Here is a 12,834-nt window from a genome sequence, read left to right as displayed (position 1 = left end):
CAGAGATGTTTGAAATGGAATGGTGGGCATGATGAAAACAGAGAGGCTGATAAAATGTATAACATAAATAGATACTTGAAATTAAAGGAAAAACTTAAAGAATTACGTACTTTAGCCTTAACCGGCATTGCAGAAGCAGGCTCTGGGCATCCTGGTGCGTCCTTTTCTGCTGCCGAGATAATGGGTTGTCTTTATTTTCAAATAATGAAATTTGATATAGATAACCCTTCTAATCCATCTCGAGATTATTTCATAAATTCAAAGGCTCATTCGGCACCGGGATATTATGCTACCTTATCCCTTGCTGGATCTTTCCCAAAAGAAGAAATGAAGACGTTGCGAAAATTGGATTCTCGTCTACAAGGTCATCCAGTAAGATATAGTAAGATGCAAAAACACCACAGCGTACCGGGAATCGAATATTCTGGCGGCTCTGAAGGTATTGGTCTTTCTGTATCAATTGGAATATGCCTTGCTAATAAGCTTGATAAGCGTGAGAATATGGTGTATTGTCTACTAGGTGACGGTGAGACCAATGAAGGCCAAATTTGGGAGGCTTCTATGGCCGCTGCAAAATTCAAACTTAATAACCTCATAGCCATATTGGATAGAAACAAGATTCAGCAAGATGGATTTACCGAAGAGATTATGCCAATTGACCCTGTCAAAGAAAAATGGCTTTCTTTTAACTGGGACGTTGTAGAAATCAATGGACATAAGATTGAACAGCTTATTCCAGAACTTTTAAAAAAACCTATTGATAAACCTAAAATAATAATAGCAAATACCGTGAAAGGGAACGGAATAAAACATATGGCTAACAATCCTCAGTGGCACGGGAGAGCACCTTCAAAAAAACACCTACCGTTGTTAATAAGGGAACTGGAAGGAGAGTATATGATATCTCCTTCTATTATAGCAGGCGCCGATGGGATAGGCGAAGAGAGTTTGAAACAAAAAATAACAGCAGCCGAGCGATACGGTGCAGATATGATACATCTAGATGTGATGGATGGAAAATTTGTTCCAAACTCTACTTTTTTCTTTGATACAATAAAGAAATTGCGAGATGGGACGAAATTGCCATTTGATGCTCATCTGATGATTCATAATCCAGACAAATTCCTGGATAGTTATATTGATGCTGGATGCGATGTTATAACTGTGCATGCAGAGGCCTGTAGTAACGAACAAGAATTTGAAATGATTAATACTAAACTTTTATCAAATGGTGTTAGCCCTGGATTAGCTGTAAATCCTGGCACCGAATTACCCGAATGGATTTTTTCCCATCTTGATAATCTTGATGTGATTATCATAATGTCTGTAAATCCTGGTTTTGCTGGTCAAAAATTCATTCCAGAAGTTTTACCGAAAATGAAAAGGGTTATCCCTTTACTAAGGGAGCGAGGTTTTAAAGGTTATTTTGAGGCTGATGGTGGCATAGACCAGTCGACTGTAACTCAATGCTTTGATGCAGGTTGTAGAATATTCGTGATGGGAAATGCAATATTCGGTCATAGCGATGTTGATAAGAGATTTAAGGATACTAGATTTTTGCTTGATTCATATTTAGAGCAGAGTTTACTTGATGAATCTCAGTCTCTAAATATTCAAGAAGACTGGGTAAAGGGACGAAGGAACATAATAGAACAATTTAATTTATCGAAATAATTGAACACTAATGACGAGGCTGTAACAATGTATGACATTCAAAAAAAAGATATAATGTATTATGGTGAACTATGAATTGAACCCTTTGAGTACTAGTGATATTAGATTTTCTGATATGCGTTCAGCATATGGAGATACCCTTGTGGATCTAGGCAGTAAGTATTCAAACATTGTTTGTGTGGGGGGTGATACTACTGACTCGCTTAAAACTAAAAAATTCGGTGAAAAATATCCTGATAGACTCTTCAATGTAGGAATAGCCGAAGCTAATTTAGTCTCAATCGCTGCTGGTCTTGCTATCGCCGGTAAAGTATCTTTTGCTAGTACTTATGCTGCTTTTATTCCAGGTAGATGTTTAGATCAGATTAGAAATGCAATTTGCTATCCAAGCCTAGACGTGAAAATTGTAGTATCCCATGCAGGTTTATCCGTGGGACCTGATGGGGCATCTCATCAACAAATAGAGGATGTATCTATTATGAGATCTTTACCAAATATGAGGGTCTTGGTACCTGCCGATGCTATTTCAGTCAAAAAATTGCTTGAAAAAATAGTTCATATCCCAGGTCCATTCTATGTAAGATTGGCCAGGCCTTCAACTCAGGAAATCTATTCGGATTCCTCAGACTTTGAAATTGGAAAAGGAACAGTAATAAAAGATGGTAACGATATTAGTTTATTTTCATGTGGGACTATGGTTTCAGCCTCCCTGATGGCTAGCGACATATTGAAAAAGGATCATAATATATCTTGTAGGGTCATCGATATGTATTCTATTAAACCAATAGACTCGGATCTAATATACAGGTGTACTAAGGAAACTGGTTCATTGGTGTCTGTAGAAGAACATAATATAATAGGGGGATTAGGCTCCGCAATTTCAGAAGTGACCTCAGAAATATGCCCAACTTTCGTAAGGAAGATAGGAATTAGAGATCGATATGGTGAATCTGCAAGAGACGAAGAAATCGATTCACTATTAGAAAAATACGGCTTATCTCCAGGGGAAATAGTAAAAAATGTGGTGTCCTTAAAAAAAAGTGAGAAAAAATGAAAATCTTCTTAGATACTGCTAATGTTGAATCCATAGAAAAATACAATGAAATGGGAGTCGTGGATGGTATTACCACTAACCCAACTTTACTTTCAAAAGAAAAAGGCAACCCCATCAAGACGATGAAGAAAATAGTAGAGATCATGAAGGGGCCCGTAAGCCTTGAGGTAGTCGCAATTACCTTTGAAAAAATGATGGAGGAATCTTTGAAATTGGCAAAATATGGGGAAAATGTAGTTGTAAAGATTCCTATGACCATGGATGGTCTAAAAGTTGTACATGCATTAACCAAAATGGGAATCAAGACCAATGTGACATTGATTTTTTCTGCAAATCAAGCGTTATTAGCTGCAAAAGCAGGTGCTACTTATGTCAGTCCATTTATTGGTCGTTTAGATGATATTGGAGCAGAAGGTCTGAACCTAATAAGTGAAATTGTCCAAATATTTGCTAGTTATGATATCTCAACCCAGTTATTGGTGGCTAGTGTTCGTCATCCATTACATGTTATCGAAGCGGCAAAAATGGGGGCAGATGTCGTTACATTACCGCCCGACATTTTGGATAAGATGATACGCCATCCACTGACAGATAAAGGCCTAGATTCATTCTTATCGGATTGGAAAAAACTAGAAAAAGATAACCCTGATCTTGAATTCTAGTTATTCATTTTATCTATTTTATTTTTTTAGTTCCCTGTCATGTATCATGTCATTCAGTAGTTAAAAGTCCCAATACTTTTTTGGGTAAATCTTGCAGCCTCTTTTTTGATAATGTTAGAATTCTTTGGTAGTTGAGGTACTTTAAATTATATGCGATTCCTATAGCATCTCCGAGATCCGCACCCAAACCTATGGCAATCATCTTCACCCCATTTCTTTTGTATGACAGGACTATCGAACGCACCGCATCCATGTCTGAGGGTTCGCCGTCAGTAAGTGTTACAAAAATATCTGGTTTAAAAGCACTAATACTTGGCTGAAGTATCTTGTAGATTTCTGCTAATGGTGTTCCTCCGATTGGTTTTACTTGCATGAGCCTTCTTGCATATATTGACCCCCATCTTGCCGTTGGAGGTTTAATGACCCAACATTTAACCGATCTAGATTCAGTATTAAAGGCATATATGGAAAACTTAATTCCTAGATATTCTAATCCTTCACACAATGCTACCGTGGCTTTCTTGTATTCTATTTCATTATCTTCAATACTACTTGAAAGATCCAACAGGTACCTGATATTTTTACATTTATTGCAATTTTCTTGTCGCTGATGAAAACTTTTGGCTGTTTTTCAATGTAGTTTTCAATTTCTATTTCGTCTCCAGTAAAGTCATATTTTTCTTTCCATCCGCTTTTCCATTCCTTAAGTGCTGTTTTTACCTTGTTAATTAAATCAAAATCGTAAATGGCAGTTTCGTCAATACCCATATTGTCTGGAATCGCTATGGAAAGGTTTTCAGTTGTTTCAAAACCTTTGTTGTCATTTTTCTTGCTCTCATTGACTAATATTCTAAATTCTTCGTTGATATCGTCGCCTTGGATTATTTCCTTTTTTAATCTCTCTATTTCTATCTCTCTAGTCTTTATTCTCACTAGTTTTTCAATATGAGATAATATTTCCTCCTGCTTCATAGATAGCCCTACCTTGCTCTTTGGCATAAGAATAGGGATGGGTGGGACTGACATTAGCGAATCCACTTGAAGCATTTTAATTATCTGTCTTGTTTCATATTCTAACCACTTTTGATCTTTTATTGGGTCATAGGTTTTATTGTTAAGTTTAAAATTTTTAATATAGTCTCTTAAAATCCCATGTGCATACTCGGATGCATTTATTACTCTTTCATTTTCGCCACCATAGAGTTCTCCTTTGATATATCCTGTTAAAAAGAACTGAGAAAATGCTTCTAAAACTTTGTTTTTCCCATGAAGCGAATTCAACAGGGGCTTGTTGTGCCAGGATAACCCTTCGTAGTATATAATTTCCTTTATCATTCCCTTCCACTCCTCTAAACCCAATATTTCTATCCGTTTTGTCTCCAAAATGTTAAATATGAATCCAAAAACTACGTCAGTATCAAAAATCTTAAATGAATACTTTAATCTGACTGATTCATACCATAGTAACGTTCGCCATTGTCTGTACTTTTGAAAAATATTACCATAGAAATAATCTAATCCCGGAAGAATAATTTTTTTCTTGTCTAGATTAGTAGAAATTTTTCCTTCTCTTGAAATATGAATCGATGATCTATTACTGTCTGACCACCGTCTAGATAAGAATGTAGCAATCTCAAGTAATACATCATTTCTGATGTGGATGTTCTCAAGATCAAGATCATCAAATCTTAAGAAAGAGTCGGACTTTTTGTATTCTTTGATTTTTATTTTCTTATCAGAGGATTCATCCCTAGATTCAACAGGCTTTGATTTATTGTCATTGTCATTGCCATTGCCATTGTCTTTTATGTTCCAAAATATAGACATACTTTATCGAAATAAATTAAATGAATATGGATGCGATTATATCCATTACCTTTCGGTACTCAATTTCACCCCATTGATGGTAAACGTTTGCAAATACAATTTCAGCGGCTTCTTTTGCATTCGTGTTGTTCGTTACCAATTTAGAGTATGCAATCGTTTCCCTCAAACTTGGGCTATAAAAAATTTCTTCAAGAGATGCTGCCTTCCGAAGATTGTAAGCTAATTTTATTGCACTTTTAATATTATCTTCATCGTTTTGATTATTTACTTTAACATGTTTTTTGATAATCTCCATTTCGATATCTTCTGGAGGATAATCCAACATTATTCTAATTGGGAATCTGCTTAGAATCTGTGGTGGAAGTTCTTTAGTTCCAACGTGCGACAAGGGGTTGATGGTCCCAATTACAAACCAGTTATCCTTTGCCTTTATGGTCTGTCCATGGAATTCTTTTAAAACAATTTGTCTTCTATCATCTAAAGCCTCGTCAAGTCGAAGCAACACATCCGGTTCGGCAGCGTTAAGCTCATCGAGGTATAATAAATCGCCTTCCGTCATTGAGTGTACCAAAACTCCATTTACAAAATTTATCTCCCCATTATCAATCGTGTTAGTTCCAATTAGGTGTGATTCTCTAGTCCTAAGGCTAAAATTAACAGATGAGAGTTCTTTACTTACCTGATTTGCGAATTTTCTAACGAGTGTGGTTTTGCCAGTTCCCTTTGGACCAATTATCAAGACAAAAATACCAAGTTTATAAGCCTTATCTAAAATTTCAAAAGCGTTATTCCAATCAATATACTCTATATTCGCATCATTGGCCGCAGACATCAAGTTAGGTTTACTCGCTCTCCTTTGTAATTAAAATATATCGTGACATATTACATATAGATATAGTGTCTAAGCGATATATGCGCCACGATACTACTAAAATTATTAACTATATTGCTTGCTGATTTTTCTCGTAAAAGGCGCCAAGTTACCTTCTGCATAAATAAAAAAAATTCATGTCAACTTTATCTATTAAATATGAGAATGTCAGAGTCTTAGTCTGCCATCAGAATTTATTATTGAAAAGAACTCTTGCTTTGTGTTGTTGTTTTCCTTAAAAATCCCATCAACTGCTGAGGTTGTAAATTCTGCTGAACTTGATTGCGTACCCCTTGCAAAAACGCAAGTATGAATAGCCTTTATAACAACACCTACACCCTTAGGTTCCAGTCTATTTTTGATTTCCTCAAGAATTTGATAGGTAAGTCTCTCCTGAAGTTGGGGTCTAGAGGATACTTTATCAACGAGCCTTTGAAATTTTGAGAGCCCGAATATTTTATTATTTGGGATATAGCCTATAGCAACCTCGCCAAAAAAAGGAAGCAAATGATGTTCACAAAATGAAAATAATCTCAAATGATTTCCTATTATCATATCATCATGATCTGCCTTAAAGGCAGTAAATTTTTCATATGATCTCTTTTTAAACAATTCTTCGCCAAAAGCGCGTAATCTCCTACTGGTTTCTTTATCGTAACTGCCCTCCTTACCACCAATCAGCTTATAATAACCATTAACAGTGCTATCAAATTCATCTCTGTTTTCGCTTAGATAAACTTCGTTTATACCCATACCAATACCTTTTCCTTTTGAACCTAATCTTTCTTTTTCTATCATTTTAATCTGTATTATTAATTGATGATATAGTGCACTTTCAAATAAAAATACTTTTGTTATTCTGAGTTTATGAAATCTGAAATCATGAGAAACGCCGATGATGCCGCAATTGATCTCCTTTTTTTCTGTTTTAGTATAAAATCTCATAACAACAATCAATGTCTTCGAATGATTTTATAGGGTTGTTCGAATCAACAGGAATTCTCAAAAAATCAAAACCTTTTGAACTAATTTTTTCCATTGTTGTATTTGAAATAATTATCTGATCTCTTTTCGCAAATTCTTGGAACCTACTAGCAATATTGACATTTGTTCCCATAGCTGTGAACTGATCATAAACAAGGCCTATATAGGCTGAGCCCGTATTAATGCCGCATTTTATGTCAAAGTCTATGTTAATTCCATCTATTTCCCATTCTGATTTCAGCTTGTCCTTTAGATTTTGAAAGCTATTTCTGAGTTCAATTGCAGCATTTATAGCATCAAGGGCTCCATTGTCCATTCCAACTGAATTTTCTAGTACGTTTTTCTCAAAGAACCCAAACCATGACATTATGCCGTCTCCAATTGTTTTGTCCCAGACTCCATTATTATGCGCAATTATGGATCTTGCAATCCTGTAATAATCTTCTAAGAACTCTAATATGACATTTTCACTATCCATTGAATAAAACATCTTTGATAACTTTGAAAATCCACTAATATCCCAAAAAACAATAGTTATAGGCTTTTTACAAGTTTCTGATGATCGGATAGTGCTCTCTAATGACTTTAGATTTTGGATTCTGAATTGATCATATACTCTTGATACATTTTCATAATTTTTATATCCTAAAACATTGGTATTGCATTGCATTGACAATATATACCAATATATGTATATATGCTTTTCTAAATTAATTGAGGCTATTTACTATTGTTAAATAATTATAATATTACCAACAGTTTTAAAAATTGTTGAATTTAAATCTTTATTCAAAGATAATACCAATAGGTTAGGTTAAATTGAATTCGCAAGTTCTTCAAACTATTGGTCTATTATACAGATTGTAATGATCTTGACGGATTAGAAAAATGTGCAAAAATAATTGACAATGGGGGAGTCGTCGTTTATCCTACTGACACTATTTTTGGTATAGGTTGTGATCCCACTATTGATAAATCGGTTCTGCGTCTATATTCTATCAAAGAAAGACCCCTGGAAAAGTCCTTACCCGTATTGACAAACGACAGGAGGATTGTCTCGAGAATTTCGCAAATTACTCCACAAGCCAAATTACTATACGAATTATTTTGGCCCGGAAAGCTGACTTTGATTCTAAAATTGAAAGAAAACCATGGTTTGTCTAAATATGTATTTAATAATGATAATAACACTATAGCATTGCGTATTCCTAATAATTCATGTATTTTAGATCTGATTGGAAAGACTAGGTCTAAATTATTAGTAGGAACAAGTGCCAACTTGACAAAAAAACTACCTTCAATGAAATTAGAAGATATTGACGCAACTATCCTGGGTAAATGCGATGCTGTAATTAGTAACGAAATATTATCTGGAAATGACAGTGGATCAACTATAGTGGATGTTTCAGGGAGTGGATTTCCTAGAATAATTAGGGAAGGTGCAATTCCAAAGGAAAAAATCCTAGCAGCTATTAGGAATGTATAGCGGAGTAAACTATGATATTCAATTTTCTTGCAACAACATATAGATACAAGGAGGACGACCTAATGGATGAACTAGAGGGGCTTTTCTATGACTTTGGCGAGAGCACGGCAGAAGTACATGAAACTAATATTTCAGGGCTTATTGTGGGAAAATCTTCAAAGGATTCAGAACTTTTTATACCATATTTGAGAGCAAAGATAAAAGATTCACCATGGGAAATTCGGAATCTGCTTAGATTTGTTCCCATACAGAAAGTGGTATTAACCGAGGTCGAAGAAATTAGAAATTGTTTGCTCGATTTAGCTAAAGAGAAAATTGTTGGCGGAGGACCTGTAAAAATACTGGTGGAAAAAAGGCATACTAAATTGACTAAAAAAGACATTATAGACTCGGTGGGACCTCATTTGAATTATCCTGTCAATTTAACAAATCCTACATGGATTTTGCTAGTAGAGATAATTGGAAAATATTCGGGAATATCTGTTATCAGGGCCGACATGATGTTTAGTTCAATGACAGAAAAAAGGGTTTCATAATAGTACTAAGATATGGTAAGGAGATTATACCGTCCCTTATTCAAGGATATTTAATTTAGGCATATTGCTGCTTTCTCAACAAGAAATTTCATATAGTTTTCTTCATCATTTAATAATAAATGCGAATTATCTTTGAATTTGTCTTTAAAAAAGTAGTTGAGGATGTAATCCTTTTTGAGTGTATTAGGAACTATCAAGTTACTATCTTCGCTACCGTAAGATCTGAGAGTACCAAGAGTGTTACTCAATTTGTCAACAAGCGTAGAAACCAATACTATTACAAAGGTTTTATTTTTGTCATCCCCAAAGTTTGCGCTTAACGCATCCTTTATTTGATTGGTGTAGCATATTCTAAGTAAAAATTCAATTTCTACGTTCTTGATGTCCATTTTGATATTTCTTTTTTTTTCTTCGTTAATTATCTTTAAGATTCCAAACACATGGTCCCATCCATACACCAGTTTTGAATTAATAAATATTATATCGATAGTTTTATCCTCTGACTTTATCTTGTCGTAGATCTTTCTTACATCCGAGTCAAAGAAGGAAAATCCTACAATAATAGCATTTAAGGCGTCCATGCTGATGATCCTTTTGCTGTCCAAGACGCTCACCAACTCCAAAAATATTGATAACTTCTTCACTAATATCTTTATTATCCTAGATGATACAAAAGCTCAATATCTGGTTTTCCTTTACTTTTTGCATTGAAGAATATTGGATTGGGGAATTTGTATTGGAAAGAGGTAATAAAGGTACTTAGGAATATTATTCCTGTTTATGATAAGGTAAATAGTGCTATTTCATTAGGAAAAGACAATCAGTTTCGAAAAGAAGGAATAAGAAAAAGCGTTTTTCCTGGAAATCATATACTAGATGCCGGCTCTGGATACGGCAACATGTCAAAAATAGTTCTGGATATTGTTTCCGAAGATGTTACTATAAATTTTTATGATCCTATTCCCGAAATGTTGGCTGAAATCAAAAGCAAATTCAAGAATTATGATACTAGTTATTTTTTATGCAGTGGTATTTTTGAAAAGATTCCATACAAGTCAAATTCATTTGATGCTGTTCTATGTGGTTATTCAATTAGAGATTCAATTGCTTTAAATGAGTCGTTTGTAGAAATCCACAGGGTTTTAAAAAAAAATGGAAGGTTACTGATTGTTGATCTGGGAAAACCTGATAATTTTATTGCACGATATCTTGTATCCTTTTATCTAAAGTATTTCCTTGTAATCATGGCATTTTTAGCCGCTGGGAAGGAAGGACTACCTTTTCGTACGTTATATGGTACTTTTCTTAGGTGGCCAAGGAATAATGAGCTAAATGATTTGTTATTGAAAACCTTTTCCAAGGTCGAATTTAATAGAAAACTGCTAGGGGGCGCCATAATTGTGATTGCCTACAAGTAATCATTCATTATTATGCTTTATCATGAATTTAACTAACTTTCAAAGGCATATTTGTCTTGACTAAAGATGAATACTTTACTAAAAGTTCATAAATTAAAGTAAGAAAAATTATAAACCGAATAGAATAATGAACCTTTATTGACAGATCAAAACAAAATCAAATCGATATTTGAGGATTCTTTTAAGAATAATACCAAAGTCATTACCGAAGAAACTGCTAAAGGCATCCTTTCTGAATATGATATTAGCGTTCCAGAGTTTGCTTTGGTTAAAGATGTTGAGTCCGCAGTCACTGAAGCAAGAAAATTAGGTTTTCCATTGGTGGCAAAGATAGTTTCTCCGCAGATATTACACAAGACAGATGTGGGAGGAGTCAAAATCGGCCTTAAAGATGAAGAGTCTGTTAAGAATGCTTTTAATGATATGTATGATCGACTATCAAAGGATTACGATCTAAAGGGAGTTTTACTCGAAAAAATGGTCCCCAAAGGGGTTGAAATGATTGTTGGTTTGCAAAATGATCCCCAATTCGGCCCCGTTATGATGGTAGGACTTGGAGGGATTTTTACTGAATTATTCAAAGATGTTTCGTTTAGAGTTCTGCCGCTTACAAAACAAGATACATTAGAAATGATAGAGGAACTTCAGGGCAAAATGCTGCTAAAAGGATATCGAGGTTCAGAACCGATAAATATGGATATATTGACTAATGCCTTGCTCAACATAGGAAAATTAGGATATGATATTTCGCCTTATTATGATAGCATAGATTTCAACCCCGTAATTGTATACCCGGACAGTTATTACGTAGCTGATGCAAAAATCATATTATCAGAACATCCTCGATATGATGTTGTTTCTAGCATTGAACCAAATTCTACTAACATGGATTTGTTTTTTAATGCCAAATCTATCGCATTAATAGGTGCATCACCTGAATTAGGAAAGATTGGAAACTCTGTGCTTGAAACATTGGTAAAGCATGATTATAAAGGAAAGGTATACCCTGTAAATGCAAAGGGCTATCCCGAAATAATGGGGATACCGGCATATAAGAGTCTAGACGATATTAAAGATCCCATTGACGTAGTAGTTGTTACTGTAGATTTAAAATTTGTTCCTGATTTGTTAAAGATTTGTGGCAATAAATCAATCCACAATGTTGTAATTATTTCAGGAGGTGGGAAAGAGTTAGGAGGAGAAAGAGCCGCTATTGAACAACAAGTTAAGGAATTATCATCCCAGTTAAATATTAGAATTATTGGACCAAACTGCATCGGAATGTTTAATGGTGAGAATAGACTAGATTGTGCGTTCCAGGGGCACGACCGCATGCTTAGACCTAAAAACGGCAACGTTGCTTTCTTGTCGCAAAGCGGAACTATAGGCATTGCATTTATGGAACACTCATTTCCGTTTGGGATGAGCAAAATGGTTTCATACGGAAATCGATCCGACGTAGACGAAGCTGACATGATTTGGTATCTAGCCGAAGATCCACAAACCAAAGTTATTGGATTATACGTAGAAGGTTTGGGGGATGGCAGAAAATTCGTAAACACCGCTAAGAAGGTAATCTCTGAACGAAAAAAGCCAATAGTAGTTTTCAAAAATGGGCGAACAACAAGAGGTGCTAAACAAGCTGCTTCTCACACCGGCTCCCTAGGCGGGACTTATAGCGTAGTAAAGGGTGCATTTTCACAAAATGGAATAATTTCTGTGGACAGCTACGATGAGCTAACTGCTTCACTTAAAGCTCTTTCATGGCAACCCGTTCCAGAGGGAAACCGAGTAGCAATGGTTACGAATGGTGCTGGGCCGATAATTGCAGCCATTGATCAATTTGAAAGATTGGGACTACAAGTAGCAGACCTCAGTGAAGAAAGTATAAAATCATTCAAATCTCATTATCCACCTACATATGTAATCGGTAATCCGTGTGACGTCACAGGATCAGCAAACGCTGACGATTATAAATTTGCCATCCAAACATTTATGGATGATCCAAATGTCGATATCGTCATGCCTTGGTTCGTATTTCAAGACGATCCACTTGAGGAGAAAATCGTTGATATTCTGGCCGAATTTAATAAGCAGGGGAAAAAGCCTATCCTTGTTGGAGCTTTAGGAGGTCCATTTACTCAAAAAATGGCCAATAGATTGGAGGAGAAGAATGTACCTGTATATCAATCGGTTAATACTTGGAGTATAGCAGCCAGTTCATTGGCCAAATGGGCTGAATTATCCAAGTCACACAAGTAGAATTTTTCTACAAGGTCATCTTTTTTTTGGTTTATTTATAGGAAAACATTATTAAATTCG

At 35.2% G+C, this 12,834-nt stretch carries 13 protein-coding genes; 7 read left to right on the top strand and 6 right to left on the bottom strand.

All coding sequences use genetic code 11. The features are described 5' to 3' along the window. Positions 1–54 precede the first annotated feature (54 nt). From AB0A59_RS09755 to fsa, 3 genes are all read left to right on the top strand, one after another. Positions 55–1,674, top strand: a complete 1,620-nt coding sequence (locus AB0A59_RS09755; protein WP_458743367.1) for a ribulose-phosphate 3-epimerase — start codon at positions 55–57, stop codon at positions 1,672–1,674. A gap of 115 nt (positions 1,675–1,789) precedes the next feature. Then, on the top strand, positions 1,790–2,728 hold the full coding sequence (locus AB0A59_RS09750) for a transketolase family protein (RefSeq protein ID WP_458747593.1): 939 nt from the start codon (positions 1,790–1,792) through the stop codon (positions 2,726–2,728). After that, complete coding sequence (gene fsa / locus AB0A59_RS09745) at positions 2,725–3,390, top strand: fructose-6-phosphate aldolase (protein ID WP_458743365.1); 666 nt, start codon at positions 2,725–2,727, stop codon at positions 3,388–3,390. Before AB0A59_RS09750 ends, fsa begins: the two co-directional genes overlap by 4 nt. A 49-nt stretch (positions 3,391–3,439) precedes the next feature. Here fsa and AB0A59_RS09740 read toward each other — a convergent pair whose 3' ends face one another. The 5 genes from AB0A59_RS09740 to AB0A59_RS09720 all read right to left on the bottom strand — a co-directional run bounded on the left by AB0A59_RS09740 (position 3,440) and on the right by AB0A59_RS09720 (position 7,742). Continuing rightward, positions 3,440–3,955, bottom strand: coding sequence for a vWA domain-containing protein (locus AB0A59_RS09740; RefSeq protein ID WP_458743364.1), 516 nt, complete (start codon positions 3,953–3,955; stop codon positions 3,440–3,442). Continuing rightward, positions 3,919–5,217, bottom strand: coding sequence for a hypothetical protein (locus AB0A59_RS09735; RefSeq protein WP_458743362.1), 1,299 nt, complete (start codon positions 5,215–5,217; stop codon positions 3,919–3,921). Before AB0A59_RS09735 ends, AB0A59_RS09740 begins: the two co-directional genes overlap by 37 nt. A 16-nt stretch (positions 5,218–5,233) precedes the next feature. Continuing rightward, positions 5,234–6,049: an AAA family ATPase gene (locus AB0A59_RS09730; protein ID WP_458743360.1), complete on the bottom strand. Its 816-nt coding sequence runs from the start codon at positions 6,047–6,049 to the stop codon at positions 5,234–5,236. Between the two features lie 207 nt (positions 6,050–6,256). Next, a complete protein-coding gene (gene folE / locus AB0A59_RS09725) occupies positions 6,257–7,033 on the bottom strand; it encodes a GTP cyclohydrolase I (protein ID WP_458743359.1) in 777 nt (258 codons plus the stop codon). After that, on the bottom strand, positions 7,017–7,742 hold the full coding sequence (locus AB0A59_RS09720) for an adenylate/guanylate cyclase domain-containing protein (protein WP_458743358.1): 726 nt from the start codon (positions 7,740–7,742) through the stop codon (positions 7,017–7,019). Before AB0A59_RS09720 ends, folE begins: the two co-directional genes overlap by 17 nt. Positions 7,743–7,916: 174 nt before the next feature. On the opposite strand from AB0A59_RS09720, the gene AB0A59_RS09715 reads away from it, so the two are divergent. Both AB0A59_RS09715 and AB0A59_RS09710 read left to right on the top strand, forming a co-directional pair. Beyond that, entirely contained in the window at positions 7,917–8,558 is a 642-nt protein-coding gene (locus AB0A59_RS09715; RefSeq protein WP_458743357.1) for an L-threonylcarbamoyladenylate synthase, read from the top strand. 11 nt (positions 8,559–8,569) lie between these two features. Beyond that, complete coding sequence (locus AB0A59_RS09710) at positions 8,570–9,094, top strand: THUMP domain-containing protein (protein ID WP_458743355.1); 525 nt, start codon at positions 8,570–8,572, stop codon at positions 9,092–9,094. 50 nt (positions 9,095–9,144) lie between these two features. On the opposite strand, the gene cgi121 is transcribed toward AB0A59_RS09710, so the two are convergent. Next, the gene (gene cgi121, locus AB0A59_RS09705) at positions 9,145–9,738 is read right to left on the bottom strand and encodes a KEOPS complex subunit Cgi121 (RefSeq protein ID WP_458743353.1); all 594 of its coding nucleotides are present in this window, start codon (positions 9,736–9,738) and stop codon (positions 9,145–9,147) included. A 78-nt stretch (positions 9,739–9,816) separates the two neighbouring features. On the opposite strand from cgi121, the gene AB0A59_RS09700 reads away from it, so the two are divergent. Both AB0A59_RS09700 and AB0A59_RS09695 read left to right on the top strand, forming a co-directional pair. Continuing rightward, on the top strand, positions 9,817–10,512 hold the full coding sequence (locus AB0A59_RS09700; RefSeq protein WP_458743352.1) for a class I SAM-dependent methyltransferase: 696 nt from the start codon (positions 9,817–9,819) through the stop codon (positions 10,510–10,512). Positions 10,513–10,650: 138 nt separating this feature from the next. Then, positions 10,651–12,774: an acetate--CoA ligase family protein gene (locus tag AB0A59_RS09695; protein ID WP_458743350.1), complete on the top strand. Its 2,124-nt coding sequence runs from the start codon at positions 10,651–10,653 to the stop codon at positions 12,772–12,774. The last annotated feature ends 60 nt before the right edge of the window (positions 12,775–12,834 follow it).

It is taken from the genome of Candidatus Nitrosocosmicus sp. T, from assembly GCF_054408485.1.
Note: the sequence above shows the minus strand (reverse complement) of the source record. Positions and strands in the feature narration are given on the sequence as shown.